This is a genomic window from Streptomyces sp. NPDC055243 (genome assembly GCF_044544025.1).
In the GTDB taxonomy this organism is placed as follows: domain Bacteria; phylum Actinomycetota; class Actinomycetes; order Streptomycetales; family Streptomycetaceae; genus Streptomyces.
This window is the reverse complement of the sequence record NZ_JBITWR010000001.1, coordinates 456,847-474,266: the sequence shown is the minus strand read 5'-3', so window position 1 is coordinate 474,266 and position 17,420 is coordinate 456,847. Positions and strand designations below refer to the sequence as shown.

At 72.1% G+C, this 17,420-nt stretch carries 15 protein-coding genes and 1 pseudogene; 6 read left to right on the top strand and 10 right to left on the bottom strand.

Translation table 11 applies throughout. The features are described 5' to 3' along the window. Nucleotides 1-35: 35 nt before the first annotated feature. From ACIGXX_RS02500 to ACIGXX_RS02490, 3 genes are read right to left on the bottom strand one after another with little or no spacing between them, the layout of a single operon-like run. Nucleotides 36-932: a carbohydrate ABC transporter permease gene (locus ACIGXX_RS02500; RefSeq protein ID WP_351156790.1), complete on the bottom strand. Its 897-nt coding sequence runs from the start codon at nt 930-932 to the stop codon at nt 36-38. Continuing rightward, on the bottom strand, nt 925-1,917 hold the full coding sequence (locus ACIGXX_RS02495; RefSeq protein ID WP_383817183.1) for a carbohydrate ABC transporter permease: 993 nt from the start codon (nt 1,915-1,917) through the stop codon (nt 925-927). Before ACIGXX_RS02495 ends, ACIGXX_RS02500 begins: the two co-directional genes overlap by 8 nt. Nucleotides 1,918-1,943: 26 nt before the next feature. Then, nucleotides 1,944-3,263 (bottom strand): ABC transporter substrate-binding protein, encoded by a 1,320-nt coding sequence (locus ACIGXX_RS02490; RefSeq protein ID WP_399971965.1) that lies wholly within the window; start codon nt 3,261-3,263, stop codon nt 1,944-1,946. A 192-nt stretch (nt 3,264-3,455) separates the two neighbouring features. Between ACIGXX_RS02490 and ACIGXX_RS02485 the strand changes: the two genes are divergently transcribed. Further along, nucleotides 3,456-4,760 carry an ROK family protein gene (locus ACIGXX_RS02485; protein ID WP_399971963.1) on the top strand — a complete coding sequence of 435 codons (1,305 nt, stop codon included), beginning with the start codon at nt 3,456-3,458 and terminating at the stop codon, nt 4,758-4,760. On the opposite strand, the gene ACIGXX_RS02480 is transcribed toward ACIGXX_RS02485, so the two are convergent. After that, nucleotides 4,757-5,704: a helix-turn-helix domain-containing protein gene (locus ACIGXX_RS02480; protein WP_399971961.1), complete on the bottom strand. Its 948-nt coding sequence runs from the start codon at nt 5,702-5,704 to the stop codon at nt 4,757-4,759. The two genes, ACIGXX_RS02485 and ACIGXX_RS02480, sit on opposite strands and share 4 nt — an antisense overlap. Nucleotides 5,705-5,881: 177 nt before the next feature. Here ACIGXX_RS02480 and ACIGXX_RS02475 point away from each other — a divergent pair, with 177 nt between their 5' ends. The 3 genes from ACIGXX_RS02475 to ACIGXX_RS02465 are packed head-to-tail and all read left to right on the top strand — an operon-like array spanning nt 5,882 to nt 9,176. Next, complete coding sequence (locus ACIGXX_RS02475; RefSeq protein WP_399972812.1) at nt 5,882-6,895, top strand: MBL fold metallo-hydrolase; 1,014 nt, start codon at nt 5,882-5,884, stop codon at nt 6,893-6,895. Further along, nucleotides 6,892-8,433 (top strand): carboxylesterase/lipase family protein, encoded by a 1,542-nt coding sequence (locus ACIGXX_RS02470; protein ID WP_399971958.1) that lies wholly within the window; start codon nt 6,892-6,894, stop codon nt 8,431-8,433. Before ACIGXX_RS02475 ends, ACIGXX_RS02470 begins: the two co-directional genes overlap by 4 nt. Before the next feature lie 50 nt (nt 8,434-8,483). Continuing rightward, entirely contained in the window at nt 8,484-9,176 is a 693-nt protein-coding gene (locus ACIGXX_RS02465; RefSeq protein ID WP_399971956.1) for a YoaK family protein, read from the top strand. A 5-nt stretch (nt 9,177-9,181) separates the two neighbouring features. Here the strand turns inward: ACIGXX_RS02465 and ACIGXX_RS02460 are convergent, their stop codons facing one another. The 3 genes and pseudogenes from ACIGXX_RS02460 to ACIGXX_RS02450 all read right to left on the bottom strand — a co-directional run bounded on the left by ACIGXX_RS02460 (nt 9,182) and on the right by ACIGXX_RS02450 (nt 10,896). Further along, complete coding sequence (locus tag ACIGXX_RS02460) at nt 9,182-9,643, bottom strand: SRPBCC domain-containing protein (protein WP_351157957.1); 462 nt, start codon at nt 9,641-9,643, stop codon at nt 9,182-9,184. Between the two features lie 102 nt (nt 9,644-9,745). Then, nucleotides 9,746-10,047, bottom strand: a pseudogene (locus ACIGXX_RS02455) (TetR/AcrR family transcriptional regulator); the annotation flags it as partial. 288 nt (nt 10,048-10,335) lie between these two features. Beyond that, a complete protein-coding gene (locus tag ACIGXX_RS02450; protein WP_361463997.1) occupies nt 10,336-10,896 on the bottom strand; it encodes an NAD(P)H-dependent oxidoreductase in 561 nt (186 codons plus the stop codon). A gap of 147 nt (nt 10,897-11,043) precedes the next feature. Here ACIGXX_RS02450 and ACIGXX_RS02445 point away from each other — a divergent pair, with 147 nt between their 5' ends. Then, the gene (locus ACIGXX_RS02445; RefSeq protein WP_399971954.1) at nt 11,044-11,694 is read left to right on the top strand and encodes a TetR/AcrR family transcriptional regulator; all 651 of its coding nucleotides are present in this window, start codon (nt 11,044-11,046) and stop codon (nt 11,692-11,694) included. On the opposite strand, the gene ACIGXX_RS02440 is transcribed toward ACIGXX_RS02445, so the two are convergent. From ACIGXX_RS02440 to ACIGXX_RS02430, 3 genes are all read right to left on the bottom strand, one after another. Next, entirely contained in the window at nt 11,669-12,352 is a 684-nt protein-coding gene (locus tag ACIGXX_RS02440) for a M15 family metallopeptidase (protein ID WP_399971952.1), read from the bottom strand. The genes ACIGXX_RS02445 and ACIGXX_RS02440 overlap by 26 nt on opposite strands. An 87-nt stretch (nt 12,353-12,439) precedes the next feature. Beyond that, the gene (locus tag ACIGXX_RS02435) at nt 12,440-13,000 is read right to left on the bottom strand and encodes a DinB family protein (RefSeq protein WP_399971950.1); all 561 of its coding nucleotides are present in this window, start codon (nt 12,998-13,000) and stop codon (nt 12,440-12,442) included. Nucleotides 13,001-13,060: 60 nt separating this feature from the next. Next, complete coding sequence (locus ACIGXX_RS02430) at nt 13,061-14,878, bottom strand: ABC transporter ATP-binding protein (protein WP_383816833.1); 1,818 nt, start codon at nt 14,876-14,878, stop codon at nt 13,061-13,063. Between the two features lie 186 nt (nt 14,879-15,064). Between ACIGXX_RS02430 and ACIGXX_RS02425 the strand changes: the two genes are divergently transcribed. Continuing rightward, nucleotides 15,065-17,416 (top strand): hypothetical protein, encoded by a 2,352-nt coding sequence (locus ACIGXX_RS02425; protein WP_399971947.1) that lies wholly within the window; start codon nt 15,065-15,067, stop codon nt 17,414-17,416. Nucleotides 17,417-17,420: the final 4 nt, after the last annotated feature.

Genomic DNA, 17,420 nt, shown 5'->3' with positions numbered 1-17,420 from the left:
CTCAGACGTAAGGGGATCAGACGGGAGGGGGTGGGTCACTTGACGGCTCCGGCGGTGAGGCCGGCGACCAGGTAACGCTGGAGCAGCAGGAAGCCCGCGACCACCGGCACGCTCACGACCAGCGACGCGGCCATGATCTGGTTCCAGTAGACGTCGTTCTGGGTGGAGTAGCCCTGCAGGCCGATGGCGAGGGTGCGAGTGCCTTCGTTCGTCATGACGGAGGCGAAGAGCACTTCTCCCCAGGCCGTCATGAACGCGTAGACGGCGACCGCGACGATGCCGGGGATCGCGGCCGGCACGACGACCCGGAAGAGCGCGCCGATCGGCCCGCAGCCGTCGACGAGCGCCGCCTCGTCCAGGTCGCGCGGCACCGAGTCGAAGTACCCGATCAGCATCCAGATCGAGAAGGGCAGCGAGAAGGTCAGATAGGTGAGGATGAGACCCGCCCGCGAGCCGAACAGGGCGATCCCCGTGGCGTTGCCGATGTTGACGTACATCAGGAACAGCGGCAGCAGGAACAGGATGCCGGGGAACATCTGGGTGGACAGGACCGTCACCGTGAAGACGCGTTTGCCGCGGAACCGGTAGCGGCTGACGGCGTAGGCGGCGAAGACGGCGATCACCACCGAGCAGACGGTGGCCGCGCCCGCCACGATCAGCGAGTTCATGAAGTACTTCGCCAGCGGGACGGTCTTCCAGATGTCGATGTACGGGCGGATCGTGAGGCCGCTCGGCATCCAGCGGAACGTGCCGGACACGTCTTCGAGGGGCTTGAGCGAGCTGGAGACCATCACGTACACGGGTAGGAGCACGAAGCCCGTGAGCAGCGTCAGGAAGATTCGCCGCGACCAGAGGAACGAGCGGGGCGCCGCCATCGGCGACCGGGGCTTCGCGGCCCGGCGGGGCCGTGGGGCCATGCGCACGCTAGACATGCACGGACTTCCTCTCGCGCGACGTGACCCACAGATAGACGCCCGTCACCGCGAGCAGGAACACGAGCAGCAGGACGGACATGGCGGAGCCGGTACCGAAGTTCCAGGTGGCGAACGAGGACTGATAGATGTGGATGGAGATCAGATCCGCCGCCTCGGGCGCCGACCTGCCGAACAGGACGAAGGGCGTGTTGAAGTCGTTGAACGTCCACAGGAACAGGACGAGCACGAGGACCTGGTTGACGGGCCGCAGCGACGGCAGCGTGATGCGGCGGACCTGCTGCCACACACCGGCACCGTCGAGCGCGGCCGCCTCGTACATCTCCCTGGGGATGTTCTGCAGCCCGGCCATCATGATGAGGAAGGCGAACGGCCAGCCCTTCCACACCGACACGGTGAGCAGCGCGACGAAGCTGTTGTCGCCGATGAGCCAGAACGGCGCGCTGTCGGTGAGGCCCAGCTGGTCGTGCAGCACGTGGTTGATGAGGCCGTTGTCGCGCTGGAACATGAAGCCCCAGGTGATCACGGCCGCGTACACGGGCAGTGCGTACGGGACGAGGAAGAGCGCCCGGAGGAAGCCGCGCCCCTTGAACGTCTCCTGCAGGTAGATGGCGGCGGTCGTCCCGATCAGCCAGCAGAGGCCGACGGACAGCAGCGTGAAGGCGCAGGTGACGAAGAACGAGTGCAGCAGCGCCTCGCCCACCGGCGCGTCGAAGTCCACCGCCACCTTGTAGTTGTCCAGGCCCGACCAGGGCGCGGCGCCCCAGTCGCGGATGAAGAACTGGGTGAGCTCCTTGAAGCTCATCACGGTGCCGATGACGATCGGCAGCAGGTGGACGAGGAGTTCGAGCAGGAGGGCGGGGAGCAGCAGGAGGTAGGGGAGGCCGATGCGGCGGAGCCGTCCGGGAGGGCGGCGCGGCCCCCGCTGCTTTCCCGGGGCGGCCACGGACGGCTCCTTCGCGTCCTGAACGATGGTCGTGGTCATGGACGTGTCGGTCATGGACGTGTCGCTCACTGCTGGGACATCTGCTGCTGAGCCTTGACCAGTTCGGCCTTCACGGACGCGGTGGTGACCTCACGTCCGTCCGCCGCGCTCGCGAAGAGGTTCTTGACGGCGGTGCCGACCGCGGTCTCGAACTGCGACTCGTTGGCCACCTGGGGAAGGGGCGCGGCGCTCTGGGCGAGGGTGTCGCGCAGGACCTTCAGCTCGGGGCGGTCGAAGGCGGCGTCCTCCTGTGCGGCCTTGACGGGCGGCACGGAACCGTAGGACTTGCAGAGGATCTTCTGTTCCGCGTCGCTCGTCATGAACTTCACGAACTTCAGCGAGCCGTCGATGTTCTTGGTGTTCTTGAAGACGGCCATGTTGATGCCGGCGACCATCGAGTTGGTGGCCTTGCCCTGGCCCGGCGTGCCGGACTGGACGGGCACGGGCGCCACGCCCCACTCGTCCTCGCTCATGCCCTGGGACTTGAAGGTGGTGGCCGCGGCCTGCCACAGCACCATCGCCGTCTTGTCCTTGGCGAAGTCGCTCAGGGACTGGTTCTGCGCGTACTCGGCGTTGCCCGGGGCGACGATCTTGTCCTTCGCCATCATGTCGACGTACTGCTTCACGGCCGCGACCGCGCCGGCGGAGGTGAAGTCGGCCTTGCCGTCCTCGGTGAAGAAGTCGGCGCCGTGCTGTTTGCCGAGGGCGAAGACCTGGTGGATGTTGTTGGAGAGGTTCGCCCCCTCCGCTCCCAGGGCCCACTTGCCGTCCTTGGAGATCTTCTTGCCGTCCTCGACCAGCTCGTCCCAGGTGACGGGCGGCTTCTCGATGCCCGCGTCCTTGAACATCTTTTTGTTGTAGTAGAGGGCGTACGCCATGGAGTACAGCGGCACGGCGGCCGGGTCCTTGTCCGGTGCGCCGGCCGAGCCGAGGGCGGACTCCACGAAGCGGTCCTTGCCGCCGATCTTCTCGAAGTTCTTCGCGTCCCAGGGCAGCAGGGCGCCGCTGGCCTGCAGGGACGCGCTCCAGGTGTTGCCTATGTTCAGGACGTCGGGGCCCTGGCCCGACGTCGTGGCGGTCAGGATCCGGTTGAGCAGCTCCGACCAGGGGATGACCTCGAGCTTGACCTTGATCCCCGTCTGCTTCTCGAACTTGGCGAGTTCGGGCTTGAGGATCTTCTTGTCCGCCTCGAGATTGGGCCCTTGGTTCGACGCCCAGTAGGTCAGCGTCTTCGGCGAGTCGTTGGACCCCTCGCCGCCCGTCGTCGAACCGCCGCCGCAGGCGGAGGCGGTGAGGGCGATCGAGAGAGTGGCGGCGCCGAAGGCGGCGGCTCGGAATCTGCGCATGGCTCCAGGTGTCCCTTCCGGAGGGAGTCATGGGGAGGACGGCTGGCCCAGCGCCGGGTCGAGCAGGCGCCGCGTTCAACTCTTGAATGCCCTCATGACTTAATTTAGGACGTGAGTTAAACCGGCAGGGAAGATACCGTCAAGGGGTCACACAGAACCAACTTCGAGGCAGAGCACGCCGGAAGGAACCACATGGCTGGGCAGCGCAACGGGCGTACGGTGCACGACCTGCGGCGGGAGAACCGCGCCGCCGTACTGCAGCGGCTGTACTTCGAGGGGCCGATGAGCCGCTTCACGCTCGGACCGGCCACCGGGCTGAGTTCAGGTTCCATCAGCAACGTCGTGGCCGAGCTGGTGACGGAGGGGTGGGTGGAGGAGGCGGGCAGCGTGGAGTCCGACGGCGGGCGCCCGCGTACGCTCCTTCGGGTCGCGCCGGGCCGCGGTCAGCTGATCGGCGTGGACGTCGGCGAGACCCGCGTACGCGTCGAGCTCTTCGACCTCTCCCTGTCCGAACTCGCCAGGACGGAGCGGCCGTTGACGCTCAAGGGCCACGATGCCGGCGGCATCGCCGAGCACATCCGCGACGGGATCGGCGAGGTGCTCGGCGCGGCGGGCGTCACCGAGGAGGGGCTTCTCGGCGTCGGTATCGGCGTGCCCGGCATCGTCGCGCGCGACGGCGAGCTCGGCGCCGTCGTGCACGGGCAGAGCATCGGCTGGAACGCGGTCCCGCTGGAGTCACTGCTGCGGGAGACCGCCCGGGGGGCGGCTCAACTCCCCGATTCCGTGCCGTACTTCATCGACAACGGGGCCAAGACGCTCGGCCAGGCGGAGATGTGGTTCGGCGCGGGGCGCGGGACGCGCAACGCGGTGGTCGTCCTGTTCGGTTCGGGTGTCGGCGCGTGCGTCGTCACCGAGGACGTGGAACAGGGCCGCGCCGTCGAGTGGGGGCACCTCACCGTGCGGGTGCAGGGCAGACGGTGCCGATGCGGTTCCCTCGGCTGCCTGGAGGCGTACGCGGGGGCGGAGGCGCTGCTCGAACGGTGGCAGGAGGCGGGCGGGCGCCCGCCCGGGGGCACGGACGAGGAGAGCGCGCTCACCGCCATGCTCGACGCCGCCTATCCGGAGAGCGGCGGAGCGGCCGATCCGACGGCCCTGACGGTGCTGGAGGAGACCGCCGAGTACCTGGGCGCGGGCCTCTCCGACCTGATCAACCTCTTCCAGCCGGAGCGCATCCTCGTCGGCGGCTGGGCGGGGCTCCAGCTCGGGGAGCGCTTCCTGACCGCGGTGAAGCGCCACATCCCCACCTACGCCCTCTCCTACCCGGCGGGGCGCGTCACCATCGGCCTGGGCCGCCTCGGTCCGGACGCGGTGACGGTCGGCGCCGCGACGCTTCCGCTGGCCGACTTCTTCGCGCGGGGCGGGCGGCGGGCCGCACCGGCGCGTGCGGCCGAACTGCCGGGCTGGCAGACCGCGTTGGAGGGGCGCCAGCCGTCCTAGGGCCGGTCCGCGCGGAGGTTGGCGTGGAGGTGGGCGCGGAGGCGGGAGCGGCCCTCGGCCCGCTCGTCGCCGGAGCCCGGGTGGTGGTCGGCGGCGGAGGCGGCTTGCCCGAGGAGGGTCACCGCTTCCCTCGACGGTGAGCCGGGCTCGGTGACCGCGAGCACGAGGTGCTGGCCCTCGGCCTGGGGGAGATGGAGGCTCTGCTGGGTCACGGTGAGGGTGCCGACGAGGGGGTGGCGCATCTCGTAGCGGGCGAAGTCGCAGGGGCGTACTTGGTGACCGGTCCACATGGCGGCGAACTCGGGGCTCTTGACGGTGAGTTCACCGATGAGCGAGGTCAGCAGCGTGTCGTCGGGGTGGCGTCCGGCGACCATCCGCAGATTCTCGACGACGGCCTTGGCCTTCGCCGTCCAGTCGGCGTACAGCGCTCGGGTGTGCGGGTCCAGGAAGAGCATCCGGGCGAGGTTGGGGCGCTCGGCCACCCGCTGAGGGCTGTCGGGGCTGACGTGCGCCGCGAACAGTGCGTGGCCAAGACGGTTCCAGGCGAGTACGTCGGTGCGGCGGCCGCTGACCAGCGCCGGAACGCTCTCCAGGGTGCTCAGCAGGTGGAGCGTGGTGGTCCCCGCCTGCTCGGGCCGCGGCCGACGGGCCGGGGCTCGCCGTCGGCCGGCGTCGGCGAGGTCGTGCAGATGTCTCCGTTCCGACGCGTCGAGGCAGAGGGCCCTGGCGACGGCGTCCAGGATCTCCGGGGACGCCCCCACCGACTGGCCCTGCTCCAGCCGCGTGTAGTACGAGGCGCTGACACCGGCGAGCAGCGCGAGCTCCTCCCTGCGCAGGCCTGCCACGCGCCGCCGGTCGCCGTAGTCCTTCAGGCCGACGTCCGCGGGACGCAGCTGGGAACGGCGCGCGTACAGGAAGTCGCCGAGTCGGCCTCGTTCGCTCATGTCCCCCAGTCTGCATCGGCCCGTGCGCGCCAGCCTGACCCTGTCCGGGGTAGGCAGCGGCGGGTCTGGCTGACCTGCGCGGACACGACGACGGTGGTGGTGATCGAAAGCCCGACCGCCCCGGCCCTCAGGAGCACCCCGATGGACCAGATGGAACAGATGGAACAGGCCGAACCGCTGGAACAGATCGAACTCGGCGGCGTCACCGTCACCCGCGTCAAGGAGTACTACGGCCCCGTCGACATGACACCCGGCCAGTTCCTGCCCACCGCCGCGGAGGACGCCTGGCGCGACGACGCCGCCTGGCACCCGCCCCACTTCGTCGACCCGCGGACGAACATCGTCAACTCCGCGGTCCAGAGCTGGCTGCTGCGCAGCGAGGGGAAGACCATCCTCGTCGACACGGGCGTCGGCAACCACAAGGAGCGCCCCTACGCACCGGTGTGGAGCCACCTGCGCACCGACTTCCTCGCCGACCTGGCGCGTGCGGGTGTCGCCCCCGAGGACGTCGACATCGTGATCAACACGCATCTGCACGTCGACCACGTCGGCTGGAACACCTATCTGGACGGCAGGGACTGGGTCCCCACCTTCCCGAACGCCACCTACCTGCTACCGAAGGACGACTACGACTTCTGGAACCCGGCGAACGGCCACACTCCCCTGCTCGGCCGCGGCAACCAGAACGTCTTCGAGGACAGCGTCGCCCCCGTGCACCAGGCGGGACAGGTGCACCTGTGGCAAGGAGACCACCGGATCGACGCCAACCTGCGCCTGGAAGCGGCCCCCGGGCACACCCCCGGATCCAGCGTGCTCACCCTCGCCGCCGGGACCGACCGGGCGGTCTTCGTCGGCGACATGCTGCACAGTCCCGTCCAGCTCGTCGATCCGGAGCACAACAGTTGCTTCTGCGAGGACCCGGTCGGCGCCCGCGCCACGCGCCGACGAATCCTGGGCTGGGCCGCCGACCACAACGCGCTCGTCGTTCCCGCACACCTGGGCGGCCACGGCGCCGCCGAGGTCGAACGCTCGGGCAGTGCGTTCGCCATCAAGGGGTGGGCTCCCTTCACTCCGTACGTGCGTACGGAGGGGCGCGAGGCACACCAGGCGAACGCGGCACACAAGGCGAACAAGGTGCACGAGGCGAACGAGGGACGGGTGGCGAACGAGCGACGGGTGGCGACGGCATGACCACCGAGAACCGCACCGGGCCCGGCACCGGGTACCGCATCGAAACCCGCACCGTGACCACCGCTCAGGGCGTGGTCGCCGGTGCCCGGCACGCGGGCGTCGCGGTCTTCCGCGGCGTCCCCTACGCCGCTCCCCCGGCGCGGACGGGACGCTTCGCCGCGCCTGCGCCGCACGCCCCGTGGGACGGCGTACGGGACGCGACCGCGGCGGGGCCGACCGCGCCGCAGGCCGAGCGGAACCTGGGCGGGATCGACATGTCGCCCTACTTCGGCCCCGGTTGGGTGCCCGGTGACGACTACCTCACCCTCGACGTCTGGGCCCCCGACCACCCCGGGCGCCGGGACTCGGAGGAGGCCCTGCCGGTCATGGTCTTCGTGCACGGCGGAGGCTTCGTGGCGGGTTCGACCCGGGCCGGCCTGTACGACGGCACCGCCTTCGCGCGCGACGGCGTCGTCCTGGTGACCGTCAACTACCGCCTGGGCATCGCCGGTTTCCTCGACCTGCCCGGAGCGCCGCGCAACCGTGGTCTGCTCGACGTCCTCGCCGCCCTGCGCTGGGTACGGGAGAACATCGCCGCGTTCGGAGGAGACCCCGGCCGGGTCACGCTCTTCGGGCAGTCCGCCGGAGCCACCCTGACCGGTGCCGTCATCGCCGCGCCACAGAGCAGGGGTCTCGTCCAGCGCGCCGTCGTGCAGAGCGGCAGCGGCCTGGGCGCCTTCTCGCCCGAACAGGCCGCCCGGGTGACGCGGGCGGCAGCGGCAGCTCTGGGCATCGCGCCGCACGCCGACGCCTTCGCCGCCGTCCCCGACGCGCGCCTGGTCGAGGCCGCGGCCCGACTCGGCGGCATCGACCTTCGGACCGCGACCGCGTACGACCCGCTGATCGGGCTCAGCCCCTTCAGCGTGGTCGCGGACCGCCAGCCCGCCGACGCCGTCGCCGCCGGACACGGCAGCACCGACTTCGATCTCCTCGTCGGCACCAACACCGAGGAGGGCAACCTCTACCTCGTCCCCTCCGGCGCCTACGCCGACTCGACCATGGCCGACGTCCTGGCCGCCGCCGAACGCTCCCACCCCGAACCGGACGTGCTCGTCGACGCCTATCGCGCGGCGTACCCCGGGGCCGCCCCCGGGCAGCTGCGCTCCGCCGTCATGGGCGACGCCCTGTTCGGCGCGGGGAGCCGTGCCCTGGCCGACGCTCATGCCGAGCGGTCCTCGGGGGCCACCTACAGCTATCTGTTCGACTGGCGCTCCGGTGCCTTCGACGGGCTGCTCGGCGCCACCCACACCGTGGAGCTCCCCTTCGTCTTCGGCCTCGACCCGGATCGGCTGCGCGGCCCCGACGCGCTGTTCGGCCCCGGCAGCCCTCCTGCCGATCTGGCTCCCCGCATGCATGCCGCGTGGATCCGCTTCGCCCGCACCGGAGACCCCGGCTGGGCCCGGTACGACACCCGCCGCCGGGCCACGGCGGTCATCGGCCGGCGCTGGACGGTGCGCGACGACCCCGGAAGCGAGGTGCGCCGGGTCTGGGAGCGGTGAGGCGGGCCCGGGGCGGTCGGGCCGCGGGGTGTCCCTGCCGAAGAGACGGTATGAACTCACTGCTCGACCGGGCCGCCGCCCGCCTCTTCCCCGAAACCGCGGGCCACCACGGCGTGCTGCCCCCGCTTCTCGTCCTGCTGACCTTCGTCACCGGTCTCGTCGACGCCGTCAGTTACCTCGGCCTCGACCGCGTCTTCGTCGCCAACATGACCGGCAATGTGGTCTTCCTGGGCTTCGCGCTCGCGGGTGACGTGCAGCTGTCCGCCACGGCGTCGCTTCTGGCGGTCGGCGCGTTCGTCGTCGGCGCGTGGACCGGCGGGCGGATCGCGCCCCGGGTCACCGAGCCGCTGCGGCTGTTCGCGCTCCTCGTCGCGGGGCACGCCGTGCTGGTGGCGGCGGCCCTGGTGCTCGATCTCGCCGCCGACGCGCGACACGTCCTGATCGTGCTCCTGGCGCTCGGCATGGGGCTGCAGAACGCCGTGGTCGGCAAGCTGGCCGTACCCGATCTGACCACCACCGTCCTCACCCGCACCCTGACGGGCCTGGCCTCCGACCGGCTTGGCCCGGCGTCCGTGCGCAGGTTCGTGTCCGTCGCCGCGATGTTCGCCGGCGCCCTCGCGGGCGGACTCCTTCAGCTCCACCACGGCACGTCCGCCGCGCTCGCGCCCGCGATCCTGCTGCTCGCCGCCGTCGCCCTGACGGCGTACCTGCGGCGGGACGCGGCGGAGTTGCGTGTCCGCTGAGCCGCCTAGCGCGCTCCCTCGACGAGCCGGGCGAGGTTCGCCAGCGCCATGCGCGTCCCCGTCTCGTTGTCGGCGACGGGGACGCTGTCGGGAATCCCCTCGTGCACGACGAGGACATCGGTTCCGCCGTCGGCGTCGGTGAGCGTGGTGGTCATCGTCATCGTGCCGCGCAGCGCGGGATCCGCGGCCTCGAAGGCCAGCACCTCGACCACCTGCTCGTCGGGTACGAGCTTCGCGAAGTGGCCGTGGTAGGTGTCGGTGTGCGCGGCCGACTTGCCGGTGCCGGTCGGCGCCTCGTAGGTGAGCGAGACGCGGAACCGGCCGCCTTCGCGGGCGTCGAAGGTGTGCACCTGGCCGCTCATGCCGTCCGGCACGCGCCAGCGCGCGATCGCGTCCGCGTCCAGAAGCGCCTGATAGACGGCCGTGCGCGGGGCGTTCACGTGCCCGGACACTCGTGTCGAGTACATGAGGACCAATTTAGGGCGCCGACCGCGCGGCCCGTGCGAGCAACCCGCTGCGCAGCACTTCGAGCACTCGCGGACGACCGGCGCGAAGTCGAGCCGCATCACTGCCAGTTCGGGATCTGCTGCGTTCGCGGCCGGCATCGCGGCGGACGGCTGCGAGTGCGCCCAGGCGGCGCCCGTCACCCTGACGGTGTAGGCGGCGGACCGCATCCCGTCGCCCTCGTGAGCTCCGGCACGTGGGCGCGCACGAGTCCGGCCGGTACGCCGACGCTCGCGATGGCGGCCCGCTTGTATTCCGCGGCGGTCTTCGGGGAGACATCGCGTTCCAGGACCGCGGCCCGCGCGCTGATCAGGTCGCACAGGACGGGGCGCGCCGCTCCTGAGCACGCCGCCCACCCCGGCTGCACGCGCACCAGCCTCCAGACGGCGGGCGCGAGCCTGGGCCGCGACAAGCCGAGGTTCTCCCCGCTCGCCTCACTGGGCGTCCTGCGCTCGCAGGGGTCGAGCAGGGTACGGAGCCCTTGCTCTACGCGGCGACGAAGGTGACCAAGCCCCCCGTCGCCTGACGGCGGCGTCACCCTCGGCCGGGAGCCCCGCCCCCAGGCGCGCCACGCGCCGGCGAAGGATGAGCCGCGCGGTGCGGGGGCTCCCTCTTCGGCTGCCGCACCCGCGCCTGGCGGCCCTGCGTGCAAGCGTCAGGCGGCGACGGGCGTGGCCTGCTCGGTGAGGCGGGCGACGATCTCGGTGAGGGCCGTGGCCACCTCGGTGTCGTCCGCCGGGTGGGTCTCGGCGAAGCGCGTCAGGGAGGCGGGGATGGACAGCTTGGCGTCCTCGATGACCGCGCCGCCCGCGATGCCCGCGGCCTTGCGGGCCTCGTCCTGCGCCCACACGCCGCCGTACTGGCCGAACGCGGTGCCGACGACGGCGACCGGCTTGCCGGAGATCGCACCGGCGCCGTACGGGCGGGACAGCCAGTCGATCGCGTTCTTCAGGACGGCGGGCATGGTGCCGTTGTACTCGGGCGAGAAGAGCAGGAAGGCGTCGGCGCCGCCGGCCGCCTCGCGCAGGTGGGCCGCGGCGGCCGGGACGCCGCCCTCGACGTCGATGTCCTCGTTGTAGAAGGGCACGTCCGCAAGACCCTCGAACAGCTCGATGTGCACGCCTGCGGGCGCGTGCTTGGCGGCGGCCTCGGCGAGCTGACGGTTGTGGGAGCCGGCGCGGAGGCTGCCGACGAGGGCGAGGATGCGTACAGACATGGCGGAACTCCTGAAAGACGTGCGGACGGAACTCATATACGGGTTGCGACTACGGGTTACGCGACAAGCGGACCGGGGTCCGTTTAAAGTTGTACCACCTATCCGGACCACGGTCCACTTGTCCCCGCGGAGCGTTACGCTGGACCCATGACCGGCTCCGCTCTCCCGCCCCTCCCCTCGCCCGACGCACCGCGCGGGGCGACCGAGCTCGTCCTCACCCCGGCCGGCGAGCCGTCACTCAGGGCCGACGCCGCGCGCAACCGCACGCGCCTGCTGGAGGCCGCCGCACAGCTGATGGCCGGGTGCGGAGCCGCGCAGCTGACCATGGACGCGGTGGCCGCGGCGGCCGGAGTCGGCAAGGGAACGGTCTTCCGGCGCTTCGGCGACCGCACCGGCCTCCTCGTCGCCCTGCTCGACCACAGCGAGCAGCAGCTCCAGGCCGCCTTCCTCTCCGGCCCGCCCCCGCTGGGCCCCGACGCCCCGCCCCTGGAGCGCCTGCACGCGTTCGGTCCCGCCCTCATTCGTCACGAGCGCGACCACCACGAACTGGTCCTGTCCTCCCGGACCGACCCGCTGCGCACCTACGCCGTCCCGGCGAACCGGCTGCGCCGCACGCACGTCACGATGCTGCTGCGCCAGGCGGGCGTGGCGGGCGATGCCGAGCTGCTCGCGCACGCCCTGCTCGGCTCCGTCGACAGCGTTCTCGTCCACCACCTGACCGTCGAGCTCGGCATGCCGCTCGACCGTGTGGAAGCCGGGTGGCACGACCTCGTCAACCGGCTGACGACCGCGCGCTAGCCTCCGCGCCGGCCGGCCCGTAGAGGGCGTGCGGCGCGCCCTCTGCCAGCGCCCAGTAACGATCGCCGTAGGACCAATGCCACCACTCGGTGGGGTAGTTGACCAGGCCCGCGCCCCGCAGGGCCGCGCCGAGGATCTCGCGGTTCCGGCGGGCCGCGGCGGTGATGTTGTCCGCATCCGTGTAGCAGGCGCCATCGCTCTCCTCCGGGGAGGCGTTCATCCGCGTGCCCAGGTCGAGTTCGCGGCCGTCGGCGTCGGCGAGGGTGAGGTCCACGGCGGAGCCCGCGCTGTGCGGTGCGATCTCCGGCGGCGACACATAGCGGCTCGCCGCCGTGTGGAGCCGCTCGGCGGTCCACGTGGGGTTCAAGTCCCGGAGCCGGCTCTCGTACTCCTCGAAGTAGCCGCGCTGCAGCCACGGCGGTCGGTAGCCCTCGACGAACAGCAGGCACAGCCCGTCGGGCAGCAGCGTCTGGGCGTGCAGGATGCGGGCCAGGACGCCTTCGCGCAGCCGGGCGAAGGCGTCGTCGGCGTCCTGGGCGCGGGTGTCGACCAGGAGCGTGCCTGCGTGGCGCACGTCGACCAGGCGCTCCCCGCACTCCTGGACCGGTACGGCGGCCACCTTCGGGTCGGACATCAATGTGATCTCGCTCGAACTCATGGAGAGATCATCGCCGTTGACGCCGGGTGGTGCTTCACCCTCCGCGACCTGGCACGGAGTTCCCTTCTCTGCGGAGGAGACGCACCGCTACACGCCGATCGCGCCGTCGATCCGTTCGCGGAGGAGGTCGGCGTGGCCGTTGTGCCGGGCGTACTCCTCGATCATGTGGATGAGCACCCAGCGCAGCGACACCGTTCCGCGCCAGCCGTCGTGGCCCTCGATGTCGAGATCGGGCGCCTCGGCGACGAAGCGGTCGGCGAAGGCCACCTCGGCGCGCCAGGCCTCCCATGCTCCGGCGATCACGGGCGGTTCGGGCAGCGCGCCGTCGAAGTCCTGGTCGGGGTTGGCGTCCGTACTGAAGAGGAGCGCCGCGTCCTGACCGGCCAGCACGCGGCGGAACCAGCGGCGCTCCACGTCGGCGAGGTGCCGGACGAGGCCGAGCAGCGAGAGCGTGGAGGGCTCCACGGACCGCAGGGCCAACTCGGCCTCCAGGCCCGCGCACTTCAGCTCCAGCGTGGTGCGCTGGGCCGAGAGGAAGTCGGCGAGCATGAGCCGCTCCTCGCCGGTGGTCCGGGCGTCGAGCCGGCCGTCCCGCTCTTCGTCCACGAACAGTTGCGCTCGTCTGCGTCCACCGGTCATGCCCGCCATCCAACCTGGAGGTCGCCTACGGGGCCAGCGATTATCGGCGGCCGATCCGCTGTACGGCGATCATGCCGTCGTCGCGAGGAACTGCGTCGCCGCCAGCTCCCCGTACAGCGGATCGGCCGCCACCAACTCCTCGTGCGTGCCGGACGCGCGGACCCGGCCCGCGTCCATCACCACGATCCGGTCGGCCAGCGTCACCGTCGAGAGGCGGTGCGCCACGACGAGGACCGTCACCTCCCGGGAGACCTCGGCGACGACATCGCGCAGCGCCATTTCGTTCACCGCGTCGAGCTGCGACGTCGCCTCGTCGAGGAGCAGGAGGCGCGGCTTGCGCAGCAACGCCCTGGCGATCGCCACGCGTTGGCGTTCGCCGCCGGACAGCTGCGAGCCGCGGTGTCCGACCAGCGTCTCCAGGCCGTCCGGCAGCCGTTCGACGAGGGTGTCCAGTCGGGCGCGTACGAGGACGTCCCCGATCTCCGCGTCCGTCGCACCGGGCGCCCCGAAGAGGAGGTTCTCGCGCAGGGTGCCCGCGAGGACGGGCGCGTCCTGCTCCACGTAGCCGATGACGGAGCGGAGTTCGGCCAGCGGCCACGCGTGCACGTCGCGGCCGTCGACGAGGACGCGGCCGCCCGTCGCGTCGTAGAAGCGCTCCAGGAGGCCGAAGACGGTGGTCTTGCCCGCGCCCGAAGGGCCGACGAAGGCGGTCATGCCGGGGCCGGGGATGTCGAAGCTCACGCCGTGGTGGACGTACGGAAGGCCCTCGCGGTAGCGGAAGGTGACGTCCTCGAAGGCGACGGCGGCGGGGCCGTCCTGCCCGGTGGGCGTCGCGGGCTCGGTGACGTCCTCCGTCTCCAGGCGTTCGGCCCGGACGATCCGGGCGATCGCCGCCGAGCCGACCTGGTACTGCGAGACGCCCTCGACGAGTCGGGACACGGGGTCGATCAGGTAGAAGAGGAAGAGCAGGAAGGCCACGAGCGTCGAGACGGAGATCGCGCCGGACGCCACGCGGGCGCCGCCGATGCCGAGGACGGCGAGGAACGACACCTGCACGGCGAAGCCGACCGAACTCCACGCCACCGCCTGCCACTTCGCGGACCGCACGCCGTGCCGCCAGGCCTCCTGCGCGGCGGCCTGCACGGCGGCGGTCTCGCGCTCCTCGGCGCCCGATGCCTTGAGCGTGCGGAACGCGCCGAAGGCCCGCTCCAGCGCGGTCGAGATGGTGCCGACCGCTTCCTGGGCCCGCTCCGTCGAGCGCGCGATCTTCGGCATCACCAGGGCCACGGCGCCGCCGATGAGCACGATCACGCCGAGTGTGACGCCGAGCAGGACGACGTCCATGAGGCCCATCATCACGATCGTCGCGATGAAGGAGAGTCCGCCCGCGACGGCGGACACCACGGACTGTGTGGTGACCGCGCGCAGCAGTGTGGTGTCCGAGGTGATCCGGGACATCAGGTCGCCGGGCTGGGTGCGCTCCACCTCGGGCACACGCAGCCGCAGCAGCCGCCCGATCAGGGTGCGCCGGGCCGCGAGCACCACGGACTCGGCGGTACGTTCGAGGACGTACGCGCCCACGGACTCGATGGCGGTGCCGAGCACCACGAGCGCGGTGAGCAGGAGGATGATCCCGGCGATCGACTCGTCGCTGCCGAGCCGGTCCACCAGGGCCTTCGCGGCGAGCGGCTGGGCGAGGCCGGTCGCCGCGCCGATCAGCGTGCACAGGGCGCCGAACGCGACGACCCAGCGGTGCGGGCGGAAGTAGCGGTACAGCGCCCGCCAGGTCTCCGCGGCGGAGAGCCGCTCCTGCGCCGGTCTCTCCTTCTGGGGTCCTTCGGGTGTCGGCCGCTCGGGGGCCGGCTGCTCCGGCTCGTTCTTGGTCACGTGAGGCAGGACGCCGGTGGAGGGTGATCTGCCTGACAGACCGCCGGGCCCTTCGCCCCGTAACCCAGATCGGGACACGGAGTTAGAGGATCTGGCGAATTCGTTGCAGTGACGATTCTGCACGGCGAGTGTGGCATGCGGCGGGCGGCAGGGCTCGCGGCATGGAAGGGCCCGAGCGTGAAGGGGATGACGGGGCGAGTGCGTGTGCGCGGGGGTGGCCTGCTGGGCCGGACCGAGGAACTGTCGAGACTCCGCAGGCTGCTGGCCCAGAGCAGGCTGGTGACGGTGGTCGGCGGTGCGGGCATCGGCAAGAGCACCCTCGCGGCGCATGCCGCGGCAGCGGTGGGCAGCCAGCTGACGGACGCGGTGGTGATCGTGCGCTGGTGGGACGGCGGCGGCCCGGCGCGGGGGCAGTCGGTGGCACGGGCGGTGGTCGAGGCGATGGACGGGGAGGCGGGTGGAGGTGAGCGGGGGGCCTCCCCGGCAGGTGGGGGCGACGAGCAGGCGACCTCGCCGGAAGGTGGGGGCGAGCAGGCGCCCTCCCCGGAAGGCGGGGGCGAGCAGGCGACCTCGCCGGAAGGCGGGGGCGAGCAGGCGCCCTCCCCGGCAAGTGGGGACGACGAGCAGGCGCCCTCCCCGGCAAGTGAGGGCGAGCAGGGCCTACCCGCGGTGGATGGAGGCGGGCAGGACCCGACTGCTGCCACGGGTAGGGGCGAGCAGGAGCGGCCCGCTGCGGGGCGAAGCGAGCAGAGGCGGCGGCTCGCGGCGGTCGGGGGTGATCAGAACCCGCCCGCGGCGAGTACGAACGAGCAGCGTCCGCCTGCGACGGATGCGGACGAGCAGGGCCCGTCCGCCGCCGGAAGCGAGCAAGGAGGTGCTGAGCGGGAGCTCATGGCGCGGCTTCGGGCGCGGCGGGTGCTGATCGTTCTCGACGACTTCGATCCCGTACGCGATGAGTGCGCACGTCTGGTGCGGTCGTTGCTGCAGCGCGCCCCGGGCGTGCGGATTCTCGCCGCCGGGAGGCAATCGCTGGGGCTCGGACAGGAATTGGTCCTGCGCCTGGGACCGCTCCCGGTCAGCGAACCGGGGGCGGACGAGGAACCGGGGCCCGCGGTGCGGCTGTTCATGGAGCGGGCGCGCGCTCTCCGGAGCGGGGCGGACGCCCGGTCGGCCGCCGGGGGCTCCGTCCCCGCACCCGCCCTGCCCGACGCGGCCGAACTGCGCGCCGTCAGCGACATCTGCGCCCAGCTGGAAGGCGTACCGCTCGCGGTGGAGCTCGCCGCGGCGCAGACCGCCCTGCATCCGCCCGAACAGCTCGCGCGGATGCTCCGGCCCGCCCAGGGGTGGCTCGGCTCGCCCGAAGCACCCGTGCGGCGGCACCGGTCCTTACGGGCCGCCGTGGGCGCCAGCTACGCCTTGTGCGGGCAGGCCGAGCGCAGCGTCTGGGCGCGGCTCAGCGTCTTCGCGGGCGAGTTCGACGAGGACGCCGCCGTCCATGTGTGCGCGGGCGGCGGGCTGGCCCCCGCGCGGGTGGCGTCCTGCCTGGCGCGGCTCGCCCTGGCCTCGGTGCTCGAACCGGTGCGTGACCCCGGCGGCGTACTACAGCCCCGCTATCGGCTGCCCGCCGCGGCCCGCGGGTTCGGTGCCGAACGCCTCGAATCCGTCGGGGAGTCCGCCGCGGCGGCCGCCCGCCACCTCGCCTGGTACCGCACCGTCGCCTCCAGGGCCCATCAGCTGTGGAGCACCGGACGGCACGAGCAGGCGACCCGACTGCTGCGCGACGAGGAGCCCGATCTGCGGGCCGCGCTCGAACGGGGCCCGCACACCGCCGACGAGAGCGCGGCCGCCCTCGGCATGGTCGTGGACCTGTGGTTCTGGTGGGCGGTGTGCGGACACGCCGCCGAGGGGCGCGAGCATCTGCGGCGGCTGCTGCCCCTCGCACGCGCCGGCACCGTGGGCTGCGGGCAGGCCCTCTGGCTGGCCGGCTGGCTCTCGGCGTGCACCGGCGCCCCCGAGGCCGAGGAACTCCTGGGCCAGGCGTGGCGCGTGGCCGTCCTCGCGGGGGACGACGCCACCATCGGCCGGGTCTCCCACGTACAAGGCATCATCGCGCTGCGCGACGGAGAGACGGAACGCGCCATCGAGCACCTGCGGGAAGCCGCCCACACCATCCCGGCCCACGCGGACCACGGGCCGCCCGCCGCGATCAGCTGGGCCGAGCTCGCCGTGGCCCAGGCACGCGTCCGCCCGGCCGACGCGCTGCGCAGTGTCCGCCGTGCGTCGGCCGGCACGCAGACGCGGCACGACATGTGGACGCGCGCCATGACGCAGTACGCGCACGCCCTCGTGGAGCATCTGCGCGGCCGTCGCAGCCGCGCCTGGCGCCGGGCGCACAAGGCACTCGCCGGTGTCGTCTCCGTGGCCGGGCCGCTCGGCGGCGTCTCGGTGCAGCAGCTGATCGACGTGATCGAAGGGGAGCCAGTGCTCGGCGGTGTCCAGTGGACCCCTCCGTGCGGGTGGGATCCACCAGGGACTTGACGGG

Coding starts and splice junctions, on each gene's coding strand:
- ACIGXX_RS02500 (WP_351156790.1), bottom strand. CDS start 932: ATGTCTAGCGTGCGCATGGCCCCACGGCCCCGCCGGGCCGCGAAGCCC.
- ACIGXX_RS02495 (WP_383817183.1), bottom strand. CDS start 1,917: ATGACCACGACCATCGTTCAGGACGCGAAGGAGCCGTCCGTGGCCGCC.
- ACIGXX_RS02490 (WP_399971965.1), bottom strand. CDS start 3,263: ATGCGCAGATTCCGAGCCGCCGCCTTCGGCGCCGCCACTCTCTCGATC.
- ACIGXX_RS02485 (WP_399971963.1), top strand. CDS start 3,456: ATGGCTGGGCAGCGCAACGGGCGTACGGTGCACGACCTGCGGCGGGAG.
- ACIGXX_RS02480 (WP_399971961.1), bottom strand. CDS start 5,704: ATGAGCGAACGAGGCCGACTCGGCGACTTCCTGTACGCGCGCCGTTCC.
- ACIGXX_RS02470 (WP_399971958.1), top strand. CDS start 6,892: ATGACCACCGAGAACCGCACCGGGCCCGGCACCGGGTACCGCATCGAA.
- ACIGXX_RS02465 (WP_399971956.1), top strand. CDS start 8,484: ATGAACTCACTGCTCGACCGGGCCGCCGCCCGCCTCTTCCCCGAAACC.
- ACIGXX_RS02460 (WP_351157957.1), bottom strand. CDS start 9,643: ATGTACTCGACACGAGTGTCCGGGCACGTGAACGCCCCGCGCACGGCC.
- ACIGXX_RS02450 (WP_361463997.1), bottom strand. CDS start 10,896: ATGTCTGTACGCATCCTCGCCCTCGTCGGCAGCCTCCGCGCCGGCTCC.
- ACIGXX_RS02445 (WP_399971954.1), top strand. CDS start 11,044: ATGACCGGCTCCGCTCTCCCGCCCCTCCCCTCGCCCGACGCACCGCGC.
- ACIGXX_RS02440 (WP_399971952.1), bottom strand. CDS start 12,352: ATGAGTTCGAGCGAGATCACATTGATGTCCGACCCGAAGGTGGCCGCC.
- ACIGXX_RS02435 (WP_399971950.1), bottom strand. CDS start 13,000: ATGGCGGGCATGACCGGTGGACGCAGACGAGCGCAACTGTTCGTGGAC.
- ACIGXX_RS02425 (WP_399971947.1), top strand. CDS start 15,065: ATGACGGGGCGAGTGCGTGTGCGCGGGGGTGGCCTGCTGGGCCGGACC.